Origin of the sequence: Brachymonas moutaii (nom. illeg.), from assembly GCF_049977365.1 — a bacterium.
In the GTDB taxonomy this organism is placed as follows: Bacteria; Pseudomonadota; Gammaproteobacteria; order Burkholderiales; family Burkholderiaceae_C; genus Brachymonas.
On sequence record NZ_JBNGEN010000001.1, the window covers coordinates 433,140 to 452,989 of the forward strand.

General features: G+C 60.0%; 16 protein-coding genes and 1 tRNA gene. 9 read left to right on the forward strand and 8 right to left on the reverse strand.

All coding sequences use genetic code 11. The features are described from left to right. Positions 1 to 112 precede the first annotated feature (112 nt). Positions 113 to 2,002 (forward strand): DNA mismatch repair endonuclease MutL, encoded by a 1,890-nt coding sequence (gene mutL, locus ACP2WS_RS01950; protein WP_426459570.1) that lies wholly within the window; start codon positions 113 to 115, stop codon positions 2,000 to 2,002. A gap of 8 nt (positions 2,003 to 2,010) precedes the next feature. Here the strand turns inward: mutL and ung are convergent, their stop codons facing one another. Continuing rightward, positions 2,011 to 2,685, reverse strand: coding sequence for a uracil-DNA glycosylase (gene ung / locus ACP2WS_RS01955; protein WP_426459260.1), 675 nt, complete (start codon positions 2,683 to 2,685; stop codon positions 2,011 to 2,013). An 80-nt stretch (positions 2,686 to 2,765) separates the two neighbouring features. On the opposite strand from ung, the gene ACP2WS_RS01960 reads away from it, so the two are divergent. After that, complete coding sequence (locus tag ACP2WS_RS01960) at positions 2,766 to 3,503, forward strand: arginyltransferase (protein ID WP_426459261.1); 738 nt, start codon at positions 2,766 to 2,768, stop codon at positions 3,501 to 3,503. Positions 3,504 to 3,618: 115 nt separating this feature from the next. After that, positions 3,619 to 4,425, forward strand: a complete 807-nt coding sequence (locus ACP2WS_RS01965) for an IclR family transcriptional regulator (RefSeq protein ID WP_374490975.1) — start codon at positions 3,619 to 3,621, stop codon at positions 4,423 to 4,425. A gap of 96 nt (positions 4,426 to 4,521) precedes the next feature. Here the strand turns inward: ACP2WS_RS01965 and ACP2WS_RS01970 are convergent, their stop codons facing one another. The 7 genes from ACP2WS_RS01970 to ACP2WS_RS02000 form a co-directional block, all read right to left on the reverse strand. Next, complete coding sequence (locus tag ACP2WS_RS01970; protein WP_426459263.1) at positions 4,522 to 6,645, reverse strand: D-alanyl-D-alanine carboxypeptidase family protein; 2,124 nt, start codon at positions 6,643 to 6,645, stop codon at positions 4,522 to 4,524. Between the two features lie 342 nt (positions 6,646 to 6,987). Then, a complete protein-coding gene (locus ACP2WS_RS01975) occupies positions 6,988 to 8,529 on the reverse strand; it encodes a 2-isopropylmalate synthase (protein ID WP_374490979.1) in 1,542 nt (513 codons plus the stop codon). A gap of 231 nt (positions 8,530 to 8,760) precedes the next feature. Then, positions 8,761 to 9,633 carry a CDP-diacylglycerol--serine O-phosphatidyltransferase gene (gene pssA / locus ACP2WS_RS01980; RefSeq protein ID WP_374490981.1) on the reverse strand — a complete coding sequence of 291 codons (873 nt, stop codon included), beginning with the start codon at positions 9,631 to 9,633 and terminating at the stop codon, positions 8,761 to 8,763. A gap of 308 nt (positions 9,634 to 9,941) precedes the next feature. Further along, entirely contained in the window at positions 9,942 to 10,583 is a 642-nt protein-coding gene (locus tag ACP2WS_RS01985; RefSeq protein ID WP_374490983.1) for a phosphatidylserine decarboxylase, read from the reverse strand. A 186-nt stretch (positions 10,584 to 10,769) separates the two neighbouring features. Next, a complete protein-coding gene (ilvC, locus tag ACP2WS_RS01990) occupies positions 10,770 to 11,786 on the reverse strand; it encodes a ketol-acid reductoisomerase (RefSeq protein WP_374490985.1) in 1,017 nt (338 codons plus the stop codon). Positions 11,787 to 11,927: 141 nt separating this feature from the next. Then, the gene (gene ilvN, locus ACP2WS_RS01995) at positions 11,928 to 12,419 is read right to left on the reverse strand and encodes an acetolactate synthase small subunit (RefSeq protein WP_374490987.1); all 492 of its coding nucleotides are present in this window, start codon (positions 12,417 to 12,419) and stop codon (positions 11,928 to 11,930) included. A gap of 176 nt (positions 12,420 to 12,595) precedes the next feature. Further along, on the reverse strand, positions 12,596 to 14,365 hold the full coding sequence (locus tag ACP2WS_RS02000; protein WP_374490989.1) for an acetolactate synthase 3 catalytic subunit: 1,770 nt from the start codon (positions 14,363 to 14,365) through the stop codon (positions 12,596 to 12,598). A gap of 252 nt (positions 14,366 to 14,617) precedes the next feature. On the opposite strand from ACP2WS_RS02000, the gene ACP2WS_RS02005 reads away from it, so the two are divergent. The 6 genes from ACP2WS_RS02005 to miaA all read left to right on the forward strand — a co-directional run bounded on the left by ACP2WS_RS02005 (position 14,618) and on the right by miaA (position 19,849). Further along, complete coding sequence (locus ACP2WS_RS02005; RefSeq protein ID WP_426459264.1) at positions 14,618 to 15,199, forward strand: RDD family protein; 582 nt, start codon at positions 14,618 to 14,620, stop codon at positions 15,197 to 15,199. After that, a complete protein-coding gene (locus ACP2WS_RS02010) occupies positions 15,196 to 15,633 on the forward strand; it encodes a diacylglycerol kinase (protein WP_426459265.1) in 438 nt (145 codons plus the stop codon). Before ACP2WS_RS02005 ends, ACP2WS_RS02010 begins: the two co-directional genes overlap by 4 nt. Positions 15,634 to 15,829: 196 nt before the next feature. Next, complete coding sequence (locus ACP2WS_RS02015; RefSeq protein WP_426459266.1) at positions 15,830 to 16,423, forward strand: LOG family protein; 594 nt, start codon at positions 15,830 to 15,832, stop codon at positions 16,421 to 16,423. A 177-nt stretch (positions 16,424 to 16,600) separates the two neighbouring features. Then, positions 16,601 to 18,535: a SurA N-terminal domain-containing protein gene (locus tag ACP2WS_RS02020; RefSeq protein WP_426459268.1), complete on the forward strand. Its 1,935-nt coding sequence runs from the start codon at positions 16,601 to 16,603 to the stop codon at positions 18,533 to 18,535. A 57-nt stretch (positions 18,536 to 18,592) separates the two neighbouring features. Next, positions 18,593 to 18,668, forward strand: a tRNA-His gene (locus ACP2WS_RS02025). Between the two features lie 182 nt (positions 18,669 to 18,850). Continuing rightward, entirely contained in the window at positions 18,851 to 19,849 is a 999-nt protein-coding gene (miaA, locus tag ACP2WS_RS02030; RefSeq protein WP_426459269.1) for a tRNA (adenosine(37)-N6)-dimethylallyltransferase MiaA, read from the forward strand. The last annotated feature ends 1 nt before the right edge of the window (position 19,850 follow it).

A 19,850-nucleotide genomic window follows, 5' to 3' on the forward strand; every position in this document is an offset into this window, starting at 1 on the left:
ATTATCCACCGCCAGGATGAAGACGCTGCAAAAGTAGAATGACTCCGTGAACCCTCCTCCTTCCGACTCTCCGGCCTTCGACGTCACGGCCCCCCTCTCTTCTGTCACTGGCATCCGGCTGCTGCCGGACGAGCTGATCAGCCAGATCGCCGCTGGCGAGGTCATCGAGCGCCCTGCCTCCGTGGTGCGCGAACTCCTCGACAATGCCCTTGACTCCGGCGCACGCCAGATCACCGTGCGTCTGCGGGCTGGCGGCATCCGGCTCATCGCGGTAGAGGACGATGGCTGCGGCATTCCGGCCGAGCAGCTCCCCCTCGCCATCCTGCGCCACGCCACCAGCAAGATCCGCAGCCTCCACGATCTGGAATCCGTGGCCACCATGGGCTTTCGGGGTGAAGCACTGGCCGCCATTGCCTCGGTCTCCGACACCACGCTGCTGTCGGCGGTGGAAGGCGCTGCGCACGGCCATGCACTGGATGCACGCAGCGGCGAACTGGCTCCAGCTGCACGGGCACGGGGCACTTCGGTCGAGGTCAAGGAGCTTTTTTTCAGCACTCCGGCCCGCCGCAAGTTCCTCAAAAGCGAGGCAACGGAGCTGGCCCACTGCCTCGAAGCCATTCGCCGTCACGCGCTCACCCGTCCCGACGTGGCATTTGCCATCTGGCACGAAGGCAAGCTGCTCGACCAGTGGCGTGCCGTGGAAAGCCTGGACCAGCGCATCGCGGATGTTCTGGGACGCGACTTTCTTGCCAACAGCCTCCCTGTGGATTTCCGTCTCAGAACGGCGGGCGGCGAAGTGCAGATCCAGGGCCGATGCGGTCTCCCAGACTTTGCCCGGTCACGTGCCGATCAGCAGTACGCCTATGTCAACCATCGCTATGTACGCGACAAGGTGATGGCACATGCAGCCCGCAGCGCCTACGAAGATGTCCTCCACGGTCATCGGCAGCCCGTCTATGTGCTGCACCTGGCCCTGCCGCCAGCACGGGTGGACGTGAATGTCCACCCCACCAAGATCGAGGTACGCTTCCGGGACAGCCGCGAAATCCACCAGGCCGTGCGCCAGTCGCTCGACCAGGCCCTGGCGCCGTCCCGCGCCGCACATGCCGGCGAGGCCGCCAGCCCCCTGGCCTCTTCCCTGTCCATGTCGCCTGCTGACTCTTATGCATTGCCGTCTTCGGCGCCCTCCCGCCCCTTCTGGCAGCAGGAGCGCATGGCACTGCAGGAAGCCACCGTGCCCTATGGGCTCTCCAGTTTGCCCGGAAGGAACGGCTGGCCCCTCTCTTCACAGGTGCCGGGGGCCGCAAGTCTCACCGATAGAACGCTGGCTGACGACGGCGCCCCCTTTTCTGCAGACGGCGCCTCCCTCGTGCCCCACCCCCAGACATCTGCTGCCCAGACGGGACAGTCTCCCTACACCTGGCCCCTGGGGCGCGCCATTGCACAGCTGCATGGCATCTACATCCTTGCCGAGAATGCACAGGGCCTCGTCGTCGTGGACATGCATGCCGCTCATGAGCGCATCGTCTACGAACGTCTCAAGCAGCAGTTCGACCGCCAGTCCATGCAGGCCCAGCCCCTGCTCATTCCACCCACCTTCACGGCCACGCCGCAGGAACTGGCCACTGCGGTGCAGTGTGCCGAAACCCTGCACCAGCTCGGTCTGGACATCGAACCGCTGTCTCCCACGATTCTCGCCATCCGCACCGTCCCCGAAACCCTGTCCACCGACCACGCGGTGGACATGGCCCGGCAGGTGCTGGCCGAACTGGCCCTGCATGATGCCAGCACGGTTCTGGAACGCGCCCGCAACGAGCTGCTGGCCACCATGGCCTGCCACGGTGCCGTGCGCGCCAACCGGCACCTGACCCTGGAAGAAATGAACGCCCTGCTCCGGCAGATGGAAGCCACCGAACGCGCCGACCAGTGCAACCATGGCCGCCCTACCTGGCGGCAGCTCTCCATGCGCGAACTCGATGCCCTGTTCCTGCGCGGCCGCTGACCAAGGCGTCACACCTGCCAGTCGATGGGAGTCTCCCCATGGGCCACGAGATAGGCGTTGGCCTGCGAAAAATGCCTGCAGCCAAAGAAACCGCGGTACGCCGACAAAGGGGAAGGATGGGGCGCCTGCAGCACGAGATGCCGTGACCGGTCGATCATGGCTCCCTTCTTCTGTGCATGACTCCCCCACAGCATGAACACCAGATGATCACGGTGATCGTTGAGCTGCCGGATCACGCGATCGGTAAAGGTCTCCCACCCCCACTGCGCATGCGAATGGGCCTGCCCCGCCTGAACCGTCAGCACGGTATTGAGCAGAAGCACCCCCTGCTCGGCCCATTTCTGCAGATGGCCATGAGAAGGACGCACGAATCCCGGAATGTCCCTGGACAGCTCCTGGTAGATGTTCTGCAGCGATGGAGGAATGTCCACCTCCGGCCGCACCGAAAAAGCCAGTCCATGAGCCTGCTCGGCATTGTGGTACGGGTCCTGCCCCAGTATCACCACCTTCACCCGGTCGAATTCGGTGGAGGCAAAGGCACTGAACACCTCCGCCGAAGGCGGATAGATGACAGCCCCGGACTGACGTGCATGTCTCACACGCTCCCACAGCGTTCTGAAATAAGGCTGCGTCTTCTCGTTCCCGATGGCCTCATGCCATGTGTGTATCGCTGCTCCGTCCATCACCCATCATCCCTCCACAAAGCTCCGCCATCATACGGCACCGTCTCTCGGCCCGAGGAAGCCTGCGCTACCATTCCGGCATGTCTGCCCCCTCCTCCGCACACTCCCGCCAGCTGGTGCTGCATCTCTATGCGACGGCCACCTACGACTGCAGTTACCTTGAGGCACATGAGGCACGCTCGCAGGTAGTGATTCCCGGCAACGAGATCGATACGGAGGTATATGCCCAGCTGATCGAGAAAGGGTTCCGTCGCAGCGGCCAGACCATCTACCGCCCCTGGTGCGACCACTGCAGCGCCTGCATCCCGCTGCGCATTCCGGCAGATGCCTTCCATCCAGATCGCAGCCAGAGACGGGCCTGGAAACACCACGGCACACTGGCAGCCACCGTACTCCCCCTGCACTTCAGCGAGGAGCACTATGCCCTGTACCGACGCTATCAGCATGCCCGCCATGCAGGCGGCAGCATGGACGTGGACGATCCGCAGGAATACCGCGACTTCATCCTCGCGAGCCCCGTCCACAGCGTGCTCGTCGAATTCCGCGAGGGAGACATCCTGCGCATGGTGGCCCTCGTCGACGTCCTCCCACGGGCGCTGTCCGCCGTCTACACCTTCTACGACGACATCCCCCATGCGGCCTATGGCACCTACGCCGTACTCTGGCAGATTGCCCATGCACGGGCCACCGGCAAGGCCCATGTCTATCTGGGATACTGGATCGAGGAATGCCGCAAGATGCGCTACAAGACCCGTTTCCAACCATGTGAAATCCTGCGTGAATCCTCCTGGGAACGCGCCATGCTGCATTCGCAGTGACAGCATGCGCCATCCGATCATTTCACGACATAAAATGTAACCTGTTCTTCCACCAGCAGGGCCGAGCCCCACGCCGACACGGCTGCCGTCCTGCGCCTCGCTCCGGCCTCTTTCCATGTCCGATACCGAACTCGCCCCCTCCGCCTACGAAGGCATCAGCATCCAGGTCCTGCAGCGCATGTTTCTGCTGCTTGACATCCTGGCGGCCCATGACGAGCCGGTCAGCCTCAAGGAAATCAGCGAAAAGGCCGGGTTGCATCCCAGCACCACTCACCGGATCCTGAACGATCTGGTCATCGGCCGCTTCGTGGAACGCCCGGACACCGGCACCTATCGCCTGGGCATGCACTTTCTGGAACTGGGCAATCTCGTCAAGGCCCGCCTCAGCGTGCGCGAAGCCGCGGCCCGGGTGATGCGCGAGCTGCACCATCAGATCCAGCAGCCCATCAACCTGAGCGTGCGCCAGGGAGACGAGATCATCTACATCGAACGCGCCTACAGCGAACGTTCCGGCATGCAGGTGGTGCGTGCCATCGGTGCCCATGCTCCCCTGCACCTGACCTCGACAGGCAAACTCTTCCTGGCCATGGATGATCCCCAGAAGGTGCGCTCCTACGCCATGCGCACAGGCCTGCATGGCAACACACGCAACAGCATCACCCAGCTCCCCCAGCTCGAACGCGAGCTGGTACGGGCTCGGCAGACAGGAGTGGCGCGCGACAACGAAGAGCTGGAACTGGGCGTGCGCTGCATGGCCGCCGGCATCTACAACGACCAGGGCACACTGGTGGCAGGACTTTCCATTTCCGCGCCTGCCCACCGCATTGACGAAGGGTGGATGGACAGGCTGCGCGAGGCCGCCCAGCGCATCTCCGCTTCGCTGGGCTACCGTGGCACCGGCATGGACACTGGCCGCGTCTGACCGCTCCCCACGCCATGCCGCCTCTCACACGATGCGAGGCGGCTTCTGCTCAGCACCTGAACCGCTGTACAAAAGCGGTTGCCGTACAGTGCGGCATCAAGATGCCGAAATTCTCCACCCGTTACGGTCTGGCCTTCCCTGCTGTGCAATCACCCGCACAGTAGCCGGATAGGCGCCCCGTCCCTGCTGACCGTTCTCCACCCAGGAACGAATGGCCTCGGCATCTTCCACCCGCTTGGAGCTGGCGCCCGAGTCGAGCAGCACAATGATGACATTGCGCCCGGCAATATTGCTCTGCATCACCACACAGCGCCCCGCCTCGGAGATGTATCCGGTTTTCTGCAAGCCAATGTTCCAGTTCACGTCATGCACCAGACGGTTGGTGTTATGAAAATGAACGATGCGCCCATTGACCGGAAAATCGGCTGCCGGATAGGTCGTGTAATTGCGAATCAGCGGATAGCGATAGGCATCCTGCACCAGAAGCGCCAGATCGTGAGCACTCGACTGGTTGGCACTGTTGAGCCCGGTCGGCTCGACATAGTGGGTGTCGCGCATGCCCAGCATCATGGCGCGCATGTTCATTGCCCGGACAAAGGCCTCCATCCCGCCCGGATACGTGCGCCCCAAGGCATGAGCCGCACGGTTTTCACTCGACATCAGCGCCAGATGCAGAATTTCCTGGCGGGTCAGGGTCGTGCCCACGGCAAGGCGTGAACTGCTGCCCTTGAGATGATCCACATCGTCATAGGTGATGGTGATCATCTCATCCATGGGAAGATTCGCATCCATGGTGACCACAGCCGTCATGAGCTTGCTGATGGAAGCGATCGGAGTCACCAGCCCGCCATTCTTGTTGAGCAGCACCTGCCCACTGTTCTGATCCATCACGTAGGCGACGTGCGAATTCAGATCCGTCGGCGCTCCCGGCGGCACATTGCTCAGGCCGCGAATCTGCCCCATGCTGTCCCGCTGTGGCACAGAGATGCGCATGACCGACTGTGCGGTGGGCGCATAGCGTGCCACGGGTGTATAGACCGCACCACTTCCCTGCGCTGAAGCCACGCCCATGGCTGATGCAGGTGCACGCGACGATACGCGATAGGTGGAGCTTGCCGCTGCAGGAAACGCCACACGGGACGTGGCACTCTGCAGGGAAGAAGGCTGCTGCGCTGCAGGCGAGGCATCGGACGACACCACACTGTTCACCGAAGGCAGCGAAGCCACCGTCATGGGATGGGAGCTCCCCCCTTCTGCCCCGTTGCCGATGCGCGGCGAGGTCCGCACAGCCTCGGTTGCCAGCACAGCTGTGGCCGCAGCGGCCGCGGGAGGCACCGACATGCGAGAAATCCCCTGAGGCTGCGCGGCGGGCACGGCACGAACAGCAGACCTGCCATCTGAGGCCAACGCATTCGCCGCAAGCTCCCGCACACGTGAATCGCGCTCAGCTGCAGCCGTGGCAAGGCGATCCTCCTCCAGCGCGCGTTCACGCGCCCGACGTGCTTCGGCCTGCTTGCGCTCGCGCAGCTGCTGCTGGCGGGCAGCCTCTGCGGCAGCAGCTTCCTTGGCACGACGCGCTTCTGCCATCTGGCGCTCACGGGCTGCGGCTTCCATGCGTGCCTGGCGCGCCTCTTCGGCCACCTGCTGTCTGCGTTCCTCGACCAGCCTTTCCGCCTTGCGGGATTTTGCCGATTTCAGTCGACGTGCCGTGGCAGGAGCGGTCGCCTGATCCTCATCGTCGTCGGATGCCGCGCTGCGACGCGCAGTGCGCATCGATTTGGTTTCCTTGCCTTGCCGATCAGCAGAAGCGTGCGCCCCTCCCTTCTTGCCCTTGCGAGGCAAGGAAGACGCGTCCTCCTCGTCTGCCTGATCGGCACGGCTGTGGGCAGCAGCCTTGCTGCGAGCCTTGTCCTGCGCCTTGGCTCCATCCTTGGATTTGCTGGCGGTAGTTCCCCGCTTGCCATGGAGATTCCGTACAGAATCTCCATCATCCTCTTCGTCGTCGGATGCCCTGGCCGACCGCGATACCTTGGCCTTGCCGGAGTCTGTCCTGGACTTGGTCGTGCCGCTGCTCCGGGCAGATGCCTTGCGTTTCGGCGCTGCATCTTCCTCGTCATCGTCGTGGCTGGACTTGTTCTTGGTCACGACATGCTTTTTGACCACCACCTTGGAATGATCGGTTTTTTCGGTACGTGCCTGAACAGGCAATGCCAGAATCATGCAGGCGGCACCCAGGCAGATTGCACTTTGTGACAGGTACTTCAGAATTCCTGCTGTCACAAACTTTTCATCGGTCGGCATGGTCGATTTTCCAGTGTCTTCAAAGATAGCGTGACTATACGCCATTGAAAAAAATCCACAATATCAAGCACTTGAACAACATAATGCAATGACAGGATAAATTGTAAGCAATCGCGAACCTCTCCTGTCGAAGTGCTGACACACGAGCCACCTGCGCTCTCTCCTCCTGAAACACAAAAGCCGGAGCTCCAGGGGAACTCCGGCTTTTTCCCTGCATTCACCCTGCAGGGAAAGGTTCTTCAGCCCAGCACGTGCAGAGCCTCACACTCCCTGCGCATGCACACGCTCCACCTGACTGTGCAGCTTGTTGAGCGCGCTCAGATAGGCCTTGGCCGATGCCACCACGATATCCGGATCGGCTCCCACCCCGTTGACAATGCGTCCTCCCTGCTGCAGCCGCACAGTCACCTCACCCTGGCTCTCGGTATTGCCGCTGATGGCGTTGACGGAGTAGAGCACCATTTCGGCACCGCTCCTGACATGCGACTCGATTGCCTTGAGAGAGGCATCGACCGGGCCATTGCCAGTCGATTCCCCAGTGACTTCCTTGCCATCGAGCGTGAACACCACCGTCGCTGCAGGCTGTTCGCCAGTTTCACTGCGTTGAGCAAGCGAAACGAATCCGAAATGCTCGGGCGAACCTCCCACCTGATGATCACTCACGAGTGCCAGGATGTCCTCATCAAAAATCTCGCTCTTGCGGTCGGCAAGATCCTTGAAACGTGCAAAGGCCGCATTGATGTCCGCCTCGCTGTCCATGGACACGCCAAGGTCATGCAGGCGCTGCTTGAAGGCATTGCGCCCACTGAGCTTGCCGAGCACGATCTTGTTGGCCGACCAGCCCACATCCTCGGCGCGCATGATCTCATAGGTATCACGCGCCTTGAGAACGCCATCCTGATGGATGCCGCTCGCATGGGCAAAGGCATTGGCACCGACCACGGCCTTGTTGGGCTGCACCGCAAATCCGGTGATCTGGCTCACCATGCGGCTGGCCGGGACGATCTGGTGCGTATCGATGCCGACCTCCAGCCCGAAGAAGTCGCGTCGCGTCTTCACGGCCATCACCACCTCTTCGAGTGAGCAGTTCCCCGCTCGCTCTCCGAGCCCGTTGATGGTGCACTCCACCTGGCGCGCACCACCAAGCTTGACCCCCGCAAGGCTGTTGGCCACCGCCATGCCCAGATCGTTGTGGCAATGCACGCTCCAGATGACCTTGTCACTGTTGACCACCCGTTCGCGCAGGGTTCTGAGAAACTGGCCATACAGCTCCGGCACGGCATACCCCACGGTATCGGGAATGTTGATGGTCGTAGCCCCTTCCTTGATCACCGCGTCGCACACACGCACCAGAAAATCCATGTCGCTGCGATAGCCATCTTCCGCGCTGAATTCCACATCGGCCACGAGATTGCGGGCAAACCGGACTGCCAGTCGCGCCTGCTCCAGCACCTGCTCGGGAGACATGCGGAGCTTTTTCTCCATGTGCAGGGGACTGGTGGCAATGAAGGTATGGATCCGGCTGCTATTGGCCCCCTTGAGCGCCTCGGCCGCACGACTGATGTCACGATCATTGGCGCGCGACAGCGAACAGATGGTGGAATCCTTGACCGTATTGGCAATCGCCCGAATACAGTCGAAATCGCCATTGGAACTGGCAGCGAATCCGGCTTCGATCACATCCACCCGCAGTTTCTCGAGCTGCCGGGCAATGCGGATCTTTTCGTCGCGCGTCATGGATGCGCCCGGAGATTGCTCGCCGTCACGCAAAGTGGTATCGAAAATGATGAGTTTGTCGGTCATGGACATTCCTTCAGCAAATGGTGCAGTGAAAAAGATTCGCCTGACAACCGCAATGCAGACAACAAAAAAGCCCGTTGCGGTTGCAAACGGGCCTGTGCAGAAAGGGTATTGCGCGCGCTGATCACCCCGCCCGTTGGACGTTGCGAAGTAGTAGAGCACGTGCAAATATTTTCATGTCATTCAATGTAGCACAAAATGGCTTCCACTGTGCAGGCAGCCCAGAGCCGCCAATCACTTGTGCAATCCCTGCTCGTCCGGCTCACTGGTGGAGGTGCTGACGATGCTCACAGCCTCCCCCCTCGACTTGCGCCAGGCGTAAACGATGTAGCCGCTCAGCGCATAGCAGACGAAAAAGGCAAACAGCATCGTGGGCGGCTCGATGTTGATGACCGCAATGACCAGCACCAGCGCCACGATGAGGGTAAAGGGAACACTGCGTCTGCCACCAAAATCCTTGAAGCTGTAATAGGGAATATTGGTGACCATGGTCAGGCCCCCGAACAGCGTCAGGGCAAACATGAACCAGGACAGATCACCGCGCACGATCCCACTTCCGGTGAACAACTCGATGAATGCCTTGAACCAAGGCACCTCGCGATGCGCCCCGATCATCTCATTCGTGAGCCAGATGAACCCTGTGACCAGAGCTGCGGCTGCGGGGGAAGGGAGCCCCTGAAAGTACCGCTTGTCCACCACCCCGGTATTGACATTGAAACGCGCCAGCCGCAGGGCTGCGCAGGCGCAATAGACGAATGCAGCAATCCATCCCCAGCGCCCGATGGGACGCAGAGCCCATTCATAGGCGATCAGCGCAGGGGCGGCGCCGAAGCTCACCATGTCGGCCAGCGAATCCATCTGTTCCCCAAAGGCACTCTGGGTATGGGTAAGGCGGGCCACACGACCATCCAGACTGTCGAGCACCATGGCACAGAAGACCCCGATCGTGGCAAGATCGAATCGGCCGTTCATGGCCATGACGATCGAGTAGAACCCTCCGAAAAGAGCTGCCAGCGTAAACAGGTTGGGCAGGATGTAGATCCCCTTGCGCAGACGGGGATGTGGCCTCAGGCCTCCTTCGGCTGGTGAAAGATGGTTGGAATCCATACGAACTTTCAATGATTGCAGGAAAAAAGTGCGGAACATACAGGGCCCACACACGGCCGCCTTGCCTCCAGCACCTCGCCCGGACAAGAAAGAGGGCTCATCCCCGCGCTCCTGCATGCCAGGATTTCTCGATGCCCGAAACCATGCCGGGAAGGGCACAGGAACAGGCGCCGCAATTTCCCATGACGGTTGCCGCCTATCATAGCGAGCTCAGCGCGCTGCCGACGTCATGCCCCGACTTCCTGCACACATGCGTGACCGCATCCTGAAGCCACACTAGACGCAGGGCAAGAGGGCTCATGCACCGATCAAAGAGCAGCCAGTACGGTGGTGGTGGCAGACACCTTCTGTCCCGGCGCCACCAACGGCCGTGCCGTCACTGGGAGATACACGTCCACGCGGGACCCGAAGCGAATGAACCCATAGCGCTGTCCTCGAGCCAGGGTATCCCCGGGCTTGACATAGCAGAGAATGCGCCGGGCCACGAGTCCTGCCACCTGCACCAGGGTCACCGTGGTGCCATGGCTGTCGATCACGACTGCATTGCGTTCATTCTCCGTCGAGGCTTTGTCGAGATCGGCATTGACAAAGGCGCCTGGAAAATACGCCACCTTGCGCACCACCCCGTCGACCGCAGCACGGTTGCTGTGCACGTTGAACACGTTCATGAACACGCTGATGAGCAACGCATCGCGGTCCGCATACGGGTCGCGAACCTTCTCGATCTTCACGATGCGGCCATCGGCAGGAGAGAGTACGGCGCCTGCATCCTGGGGAATGTTTCGCGGCGGATCGCGAAAGAACTGCACCACGAACAGGGCAATCAGCCAAAATGCCGCAGCCACTGCAAAACCGAAAAATATCTGCATCAGGACAGCCACCAGAATGCTGGTGGCGATGAAAGGCCATCCTTCGCGTGCCAGGAGAGGGTGGGGATAGTTCTTGCTCATTGCATTTCTTCGCGTCGGGGCATGCTCCGCAGGCGATGCCCGGAACATGGCGCAGTGGAGAGGGAATAGAAACGGAAAAAGCCACTGACAGTGGCTTTTTCTGCATGCCTTGCCGCCTTGAAGCGGACAGAGGCCTATTGTGGCATGAATCGGGAACCGGCCGGATGGCACAGCTCCCTGCCATCATCAGTTCTTGGTCTGGTCGACCAGCTTGTTCTTGGCGATCCAGGGCATCATCGAACGCAGCTTGCCACCGACCACTTCGATGGGGTGAGCCGCCGTGTTGCGACGACGTGCCGTCATGGCCGGATAGTTGATGGCGCCTTCCTGGATGAACATTTTGGCGTAGTCACCGTTCTGGATGCGCTTGAGGGCATTGCGCATGGCTTCACGGCTCTTGTCATTGATGACCTCGGGCCCCGTCACGTACTCGCCGAATTCCGCATTGTTGGAAATCGAGTAGTTCATGTTGGCAATGCCACCTTCGTAGATCAGATCCACGATCAGCTTGAGCTCGTGCAGGCACTCGAAGTAAGCCATTTCAGGAGCGTAGCCGGCTTCGACCAGGGTTTCAAAGCCCATCTTCACCAGTTCCACGGCACCACCGCACAGCACAGCCTGCTCGCCGAACAGATCGGTTTCGGTTTCTTCCTTGAAGGTGGTTTCGATGATGCCTGCCTTGCCCCCTCCGTTGGCCATGGCATAGCTCAGAGCCAGCTCACGGGCCTTGCCGGACGGATCCTGCTGCACGGCGATGAGGTGAGGCACACCGCCGCCTTGCTTGTAGGTGCTGCGCACGGTGTGACCGGGAGCCTTGGGCGCCACCATCCACACATCCAGATCGGCGCGGGGAACCACTTGGTTGTAGTGCACATTGAAACCGTGTGCGAACACGAGAGAGGCACCCTTCTTGATGTTGGGTTCCACATTGTTCTTGTACACCTTGGCGATGTTCTCGTCAGGCAGAAGAATCATGACAACATCGGCGTCCTTGACTGCCTCGTCGACTTCCTTCACGGTCAGACCCGCAGCTTCGGCCTTGGGCCAGCTGGCGCCGCCCTTGCGCAGACCAACAACAACCTTCACACCGCTGTCGTTCAGATTCTGTGCATGGGCATGGCCCTGGCTTCCGTAGCCGATGATGGCTACGGTCTTGCCCTTGATGAGGGACAGGTCACAGTCTTTGTCGTAAAAAACTTTCATACAGCTCTCCAATGGAAAGAATGGGGGAAATGGCGAAATTGCCCTACGACAGGCTCAGGGCGAACGCATCGACATTTCGCCTTCATGAGAAACCGCCAGCGTTGAGCCCGTCGACACGCTGGGGCCTGGTAAAAGGGGGAATCAGACCCGCAGAATGCGTTCTCCACGCCCGATGCCACTGGCTCCCGTGCGCACGGTCTCCAGAATGGCACTGGGCTCGATGGCATTGAGAAAAGCGTTGTTCTTGGACTGGTCCCCGGTGAGCTCGATGGTGTAGCTCTTGTCGGTAACGTCGATGATGCGCCCACGGAAAATATCCGCCATGCGCTTCATTTCCTCGCGTTCCTTGCCTACGGCGCGCACCTTGACCATCATCAGCTCGCGCTCGATGTAGGCGCCTTCGGTCAGATCCACCACCTTGACGACTTCGATGAGACGGTTGAGGTGTTTGGTGATCTGCTCGATGACATCATCCGACCCGCTGGTCTCGATGGTCATGCGCGACAGGCTGGCATCCTCAGTGGGAGCAACCGTCAGGCTTTCGATGTTGTAGCCACGGGCAGAGAACAGCCCGACCACACGGGACAGGGCGCCAGCCTCATTCTCGAGCAGCACGGCAATAATGTGTTTCATGATGAGTGTTTCCTCTTTTCGTCGCCCTCCTCCCGTACCGGTAAGCACGGGACTTGGCGGACAATAGATTCCAACGTGAGAGCCACCGCTGGCCAGCTGCAGAATTTGCTGCAGCACTCGGCGCAGACCAACCAGCCCCTCCTGCCTGAAAGACCGGCAGCGGTGGCTGGAATGGATCAGGGCTCCTCGGACGCAAGCAGCATCTCGGTGATGCCCTTGCCTGCCTGCACCATGGGATAGACGTTCTCGGAAGGATCGGTCCGGAAATCCAGGAAAACCGTGCGGTCCTTGAGCTTGCGTGCCTCGCGCAGTGCCGGCTCAATGTCCTTGGGGTCCTCGATGAGCAAGCCCACATGGCCATAGGCCTCGGCCAACTTCACGAAGTTGGGCAATGCATCCATGTAGCTGTGGCTGTAGCGACCAGAATATTCGATTTCCTGCCACTGACGCACCATGCCCAGATAGCGATTGTTGAGCGCACAGATCTTGATGGGCGTGTTGTACTGCAGACAGGTCGAGAGTTCCTGGATGTTCATCTGCACCGAACCTTCACCAGTGATGCAGAACACTTCACTCTGGGGACGCGCCAGCTTGATCCCCATGGCATAGGGAATCCCCACGCCCATGGTCCCCAGCCCACCGGAATTGATCCAGCGGCGAGGCTCGCTGAAACGGTAGTACTGGGCCGCCCACATCTGATGCTGCCCCACATCCGAAGTGATGTACACATCATCGTTTCGGGTCATCTGCCAAAGTGTCTCGACCACCTTTTGCGGCTTGATGACTTCCTTGTCATCCCGATCGTACTTGAGGCATTCGGTCCTGCGCCATTTGTTGATGGTGTCCCACCAGGGAGCCAAGGCTGCAGGATCCGGCTGTACCGGTGCATCGTGGATCGCGGTGAGCAGATCGGCCAGGACATCCTTGACATCTCCCACGATGGGTACATCCACCTTGACCCGCTTGGAAATGACGGAAGGATCGATGTCGATGTGAATGATCTTGCGTTCGTTCTGCGCAAAGTGCTTGGGGTTGCCGATCACGCGATCGTCGAACCGTGCCCCCACAGCCAGCAGCACATCACAGTTCTGCATGGCATTGTTGGCCTCGACCGTACCATGCATTCCAAGCATGCCCAGGAACTTGGGGTCGGTGGACGGATAGGATCCCAGACCCATGAGGGTATTGGTACACGGCGCACCAAGAGCATCGACGAGGGCTCGAAGCTCACTGCTGGCGTTGCCCATGACCACCCCCCCGCCGGCATACACATAGGGCCGCTTGGCAGCAAGCAGCAGCTGGAGTGCCTTGCGGATCTGGCCTGCATGACCCTTGCGCACCGGATTGTAGGAACGCATCTCCACGGTTTCCGGATAGCCATGCCAAGCCATTTTCTGGAACGACACGTCCTTCGGAATGTCCACCACCACCGGTCCGGGACGTCCAGTACGCGCAATATGGAAGGCGCGCTTCATGACCTGCGGAATGTCGCGCGGGTCCTTGACCAGGAAATTGTGCTTGACGATCGGACGCGTGATACCCACGGTATCGCATTCCTGAAAGGCGTCCTGACCGATGGCGGCAGTGGACACCTGACCCGAAATGACCACGAGCGGCACACTGTCCATGTAGGCAGTGGCGATTCCGGTGACCGCATTGGTCAACCCTGGACCTGACGTGACCAGAGCCACCCCGACTTCACCGGTCGCGCGCGCAAAACCGTCTGCCGCATGCACGGCAGCCTGTTCGTGCCGCACGAGCACGTGCTGTATGGAGCTTTGTTTGTAGAGGGCGTCGTAGATGTAGAGCACCGCACCACCGGGATATCCCCAGATGTGCTTGACGTTTTCTGCTTCGAGACACTTGATGAGTGCTTCGGATCCCATGAGCATGGGAACCTTGGGGGCGGGCTTGGCGGTTGCCGCCTGAACTTGAGCTGTATCCATTGATGAACCTTTTGTGATTTTCTATACAGAAAAACCTTGGGTGCCTCTCAGCGTCCTTCTTGTGGAAGGGCGTCGAGACTTGAGGCCAAAACCATGAGCGCTCTGGTAACGCGCCGGGCAGTGACCCGTTTGCCGTATTGCGTGACAAGTTTCATTATCGCATTGTTGCAATGCAAAAGTCAGTCCCCCGCCATTTTTTGCATGACCAGCCCATGCTGTCTGCCCCGAGCGACATCCCGATATACTCGGCCGATGTCCTCGCAGTCGTCCTCTTCGCCTCTTCCTGCCGTGCATTCGTCTTCTTCGTCCGTCCTCCAGGCCCCTCCCCTATGGCGACGCATGGCATGCTGGCTCTATGAAGGAGTCCTGCTCTTCGGTGTGGTCTTCATCACGGGATACCTGTTCAGCGCCCTCACCCAGACCCGCAGCGGAACACAGAACCGCCATGCACTCCAGGGCTTTATGTTTCTGATGCTGGGCATCTATTTCGCATGGTTCTGGAGCAAGGGTCAGACCCTGGCCATGAAGACCTGGCACATCCGGGTGACGGATCGGACAGGAAAGCCGATTGCCCAGTGGCGCGCCTTGCTGCGGTACATGTGGAGCTGGCTGTGGTTTCTCCCCCCGCTTGCAGCACTGTATCTGGCAGGCACATGGCAAAGGCATGGCGGACTGGCCATCATGCTGCTGCTGGGATGGGTACTGTTCTGGGCCTTGTTGACCCGTCTGATGCCGGGCAGACAGTTCGCACATGATCTGATGGCCGGAACCCGCCTGATCTCCCAGGAACCGCCCAAGGACGCGGAATCCAAGCGCAAATGGTGGCAGCTGTGAGTGCGGACAAACAGCATGCGGCGGCAGACTCCATCTCCAGTGCGCCGGCTGGTCCCCATCCCCAGAAACGGCGCAAGGGCCTGATTCGTCTGTACTACGCCACGGGCTACTCTCTGGCCGGACTGTTCGCTGCCTTCCGAGAATCTCCTGCCTTCCGGCTGGAGGCATGCCTCAATCTGCTCGCGTTGCCCGTAGCCTGCTGGTTGGGGCGCAGCTGGATGGAGGTGGTCATTCTGTGGGTCGCCACCTGGCAGCTGCTCATCGTCGAATTGCTCAACAGTGGCATCGAAGCCGTGACAGATCGCGTGGGCTATGAACTCCACCCTCTTTCCAAGCAGGCCAAGGACTTCGGCAGTGCCGCCGTATTTCTGAGCACGCTGACTGCCATCGGAACATGGGGAGCCTTCGCCTGGTCACGCTGGATGCCCGCATGAAAACACATGGCCGGCAAGCCCGCGGAAAGCGATGACGGATCCGACACAGTGCATCGGATGTGCACGCGTATGATGAAGCACGCCTATTCCTTGATGTATCTCCCTCATGCGCGATCCCTCAGTTTCCAAGTCTGCACCTTCTTTCGCTGAAAATACCGCCCTCTTCGGCCCCCACGCCCCTCCGTTTTCCATTTGCGTGTACTGCGCATCGCAGCAGGGTCGGGATCCCATTCATAGCCGGACCGCTCATGCGGTAGGCGACTGGATTGGACGCCACGGCGGACAGCTCGTCTATGGCGGCAGCCACGCGGGCCTCATGGGCATCCTGGCGGACGCCACACTGCAGGCAGGTGGCCGGGTCGTCGGCATCATTCCCAAGGCACTGGTCGATCGTGAATTCGCACACCATGGATGCACTGAACTCCATATTGTGGACAACATGCATCAGCGCAAGTTCATGATGGCCGAGAGAGCCACGGCATTTTTGGCACTGTCGGGCGGCATTGGCACATTCGAGGAGTTCTTCGAAGCCTGGACCTGGCGCCAACTGGGCTACCACCACAAGCCGGTCGCCCTGCTCAACACGGCCGGCTACTACGACACCCTTCTCCAGTTCCTCGAAGGATCGGTGACCTCAGGCTTCATGCGTCATGCACAGATGGAAATGATCCACGTAGGCACAGAGGTGCCTGACGTCCTGCACTATCTTGCTGGCCCGGCGGAAGCCCGTGTGGCAGATGCCGCAGGGAGTCGGCTCGATCTGCAGGCTCCTCCAGAGGGGAGCGCGTGAAAATCACGCCTGCTACAATCCATCGATCCAGGCCGGGCACCACAGAATGCATCAGGCAGACCCCTGCACGGGGGCTGCTGCCGCGCTGCGCGCCCTCAGAGGAACCACACCTGTGGCCTCTGTCCCCCTGAAAGGCGGACTGATCGTTCGCCTTTTTTCATTGCTTCAGGACATGGCATGTTCGAATTCATCCAAAAGCACAACAAGCTGTTCATGATCATGCTGTTCGCATTGGTCATTCCCTCATTCGTCATGCTGGGCGTCGACAACTATCAGCGCATGAACGACGCGGGGCATACCACCGTGGCCATTGTCAACGGCCAGAAGATCACGCAGGCGGAATGGGACAATGCCCATCGGCAGGAAGTGGATCAGCTCCGCGCCAGTCAACCCGGCATCGATGCCCAGCTCCTGGATTCTCCGGCCGCGAAGTACGCCACGCTGGAGCGCATGGTGCAGAACCGTGTCTTGGCAGAAGCCGCATCCAAGCTCAAGCTGTTCATCAGCGACCAGCGCCTTGCGCAGGAACTGATCAGCGATCCTGCAATCGCTGCACTGCGGGGAAGCGATGGCAAGCTCGATCAAACCCGTTATGCGCAGCTCCTGGCCGCACAGGGACTCACGCCACAGCGCTATGAGGCCATGGTCCGCAGCCAACTCACCAGCCGGCAGGTATTGCAGGGCGTGTCGGGTGCCGGCGGCTGGATGCCAGCCTCCCTGGCTGACCTGGTAACACGCCCTTTCTTCGAAAGACGCAACATCAGCGTCATCTATTTCAAGCCTGAATCCTACAAGGCACAGGTTCATCCTTCTGCCCACGATCTGCAAGCCTACTACAAGAGCCATCTTGCAGAATTCCGTGCCCCCGAACAGGCCTCCATCGAATATGTGGTGCTGGATTTGGCTTCAGTGCAGAAGCACCTCACGGTCAGTGAGGCCGACCTCCAGAAATTCTATGAACAGAACAAGGACCGATTCGGTACGCGCGAGGAGCGCCGTGCAAGCCACATTCTGATCGCAGCCGATGCCAAGGCCTCTTCCACCCTGCGAGAAGCAGCACGCAAGAAAGCCGAAGACATTCTGGCGCAGGTCCAGAAAGACCCCGCCAGCTTTGCACAGCTGGCACAGAAGTACTCCCAGGATCCCGGCTCTGCCAAGAAGGGAGGAGACCTGGGATATTTCGATCGCACCACCATGGTCAAGCCCTTCGCAGAAGCTGCCTTTGCACTCAAGCAAAACGAAATCAGCAAGGTGGTGGAAACTGACTACGGCTATCACATCATCAAACTGACTGGAATCCGCGGAGGAAGTGGGCAGCAGAGTTTCGACACACTCAAGCCGCAGATCGAAGCCGAGCTCAAGAAACAGCAGGCCCAGCAGAAATTCGGCGAAGCCGTAGAGGCCTTCAAGGAAGACGTGTTCAAACAACCGCAGTCCCTCAAGGCTGTGGCTGACAAGTTTGGCCTGCAGATCCAGACTGCCCAGAACATTGGCCGTACCCCTGTTCCCGGTGCACAGGGCCCGTTGGCTCAGCCCGCATTCTTGAATGCCTTGTTCACAGCCAGCTCCCTGTCCGGAAAGCAGAACATCGCGCCGATGGAGATCGGTGCCAACCAGCTGGCCAGTGGACGCATCATCAGCTATAGCCCGGCACGACAAAAGACCTTTGACGAGGTCAAAGCCACCATCGAAAGCCAGGTGACTCAAGCCAAGGCAGCACAACTGGCCAAGGCTGCAGGTGAAGCAGCCCTCAAGCAATGGCAACCCCATCCTGCGCAGGCTCCCATGCCTGCCACTATGGACGTGTCCCGCACACAACCGAATGGCACACCACAAACGGTCATCAATGGCGCACTGCGGGTCAGCCCTTCTCATCTCCCGGCGCTTCAGGGTGTCGATCTGGGCCCTCAGGGTTACGCTGTGGTCCGCGTCAACAAGATCCTTCCCGCAGATGCCGTCACTGCCGCCGCTCAGGCACAGCAGCGCCCCCAAGTGGCACAAGCCTTCAATGAAGCCAGCATGGTGGCGTACTATGAGGCACTCAAGAAACTCCTGAAGGTACAAATCCTGGTGGCCAACCCCCTCGGCTCCACCTCTCGTCCCATCAAGTAATTTTTGAAGTGTCGCTGAGGAACATCTCAAAAAACAAGCTATAATTTATTCTTTCTGGTGGCTGTAGCTCAGTTGGTAGAGTCCAGGATTGTGATTCCTGTTGTCGTGGGTTCGAGCCCCATCAGCCACCCCAGATATCAAAAGCCCTGAGTTTTCATCAGGGCTTTTTTTTGCGGTTTCATGCATCGCAAAACTGCCGGCAGGATTCCTCGCATGGATACGTACATGCGTCCATGTGCCCTGAGAACGGCAGAGTTCTCTCGTGCTTGCCCATTTATCTGCTCTTGGTTCTCCTGAAGCCGACATTCAAGTACTGTGCCTGCTGCCTCCGCTCCCTCATCCCTGCCCTATCTTGCACTGGCTGGCCCCACTGCCAGCGGCAAGACTGCGGCAGCCTTGTATCTGGCAGAAGAAACCGAAGCCCGCTGGGGAATCACGCTGGAGATCATCAGTGTGGATTCTGCGCTCGTGTATCAGGGCATGGACATTGGTACTGCCAAACCCAGCGCGGAAGAGCGCATGCGCGCCAGACACCATCTCATCGACATTCTCGATCCGTCGGAAACCTACAGCGCTGCACGATTCTTCCAGGATGCCACGGCAGCCATACGGGCTACCCACGACCGTGGCCATCTCCCCCTTCTGATCGGCGGCACGATGCTGTACTACAAGGCTCTTTTCGAGGGACTGAGTCATCTTCCTGAAACTGACCCGCAGATACGGCAGCAAGTAGCGGCCCAGGCTGCTCAACAAGGCTGGCCAGCCCTGCATGCCGAACTGGCACGTGTCGATCCTCTGGCTGCACAGCGACTGTCCCCCCAAGACAGCCAACGCATCGGTCGTGCACTGGAAGTATGGCTGGCAACAGGAAAGCCCTTTTCGGAATGGCAGGCAGACCGCAGCTCCAGTCAGTTCCCACCTTGGCCTCCGTTGACTCTGATTTCTCTCGAGCCGATGGATCGTGCCTGGCTTCATCAGCGCATTGCTCAACGCTTCGATGCCATGTTGGACGCGGGCTTCATGGCAGAAGTGCATGCCCTGCGAGCCAGACCCGACCTGCATGTCGGGCTCCCTTCCATGCGGTGCGTAGGGTACCGCCAGGCCTGGGAAGGATTGGACAATCAAGAGCCTCTCTCCTCATGGAGAGAGAAGGCGATTGCAGCAACCCGACAACTTGCCAAGCGTCAGCTCACCTGGCTCAGAAGCATGCCTGCTCGGAAAATCGTTCCATGCGAAGCTCCCGATGCCGCACACCAAGTTTTCCAGCTCACGGAAACAGCCTTGCGCACCCACGAGTTTTTCTCCGCGCTCTGAA

Coding starts and splice junctions, on each gene's coding strand:
- ung (WP_426459260.1), bottom strand. CDS start 2,685: ATGGACGGAGCAGCGATACACACATGGCATGAGGCCATCGGGAACGAG.
- ACP2WS_RS01960 (WP_426459261.1), top strand. CDS start 2,766: ATGTCTGCCCCCTCCTCCGCACACTCCCGCCAGCTGGTGCTGCATCTC.
- ACP2WS_RS01965 (WP_374490975.1), top strand. CDS start 3,619: ATGTCCGATACCGAACTCGCCCCCTCCGCCTACGAAGGCATCAGCATC.
- ACP2WS_RS01970 (WP_426459263.1), bottom strand. CDS start 6,645: ATGATTCTGGCATTGCCTGTTCAGGCACGTACCGAAAAAACCGATCAT.
- ACP2WS_RS01975 (WP_374490979.1), bottom strand. CDS start 8,529: ATGACCGACAAACTCATCATTTTCGATACCACTTTGCGTGACGGCGAG.
- pssA (WP_374490981.1), bottom strand. CDS start 9,633: ATGGATTCCAACCATCTTTCACCAGCCGAAGGAGGCCTGAGGCCACAT.
- ACP2WS_RS01985 (WP_374490983.1), bottom strand. CDS start 10,583: ATGAGCAAGAACTATCCCCACCCTCTCCTGGCACGCGAAGGATGGCCT.
- ilvC (WP_374490985.1), bottom strand. CDS start 11,786: ATGAAAGTTTTTTACGACAAAGACTGTGACCTGTCCCTCATCAAGGGC.
- ilvN (WP_374490987.1), bottom strand. CDS start 12,419: ATGAAACACATTATTGCCGTGCTGCTCGAGAATGAGGCTGGCGCCCTG.
- ACP2WS_RS02000 (WP_374490989.1), bottom strand. CDS start 14,365: ATGGATACAGCTCAAGTTCAGGCGGCAACCGCCAAGCCCGCCCCCAAG.
- ACP2WS_RS02005 (WP_426459264.1), top strand. CDS start 14,618: ATGTCCTCGCAGTCGTCCTCTTCGCCTCTTCCTGCCGTGCATTCGTCT.
- ACP2WS_RS02020 (WP_426459268.1), top strand. CDS start 16,601: ATGTTCGAATTCATCCAAAAGCACAACAAGCTGTTCATGATCATGCTG.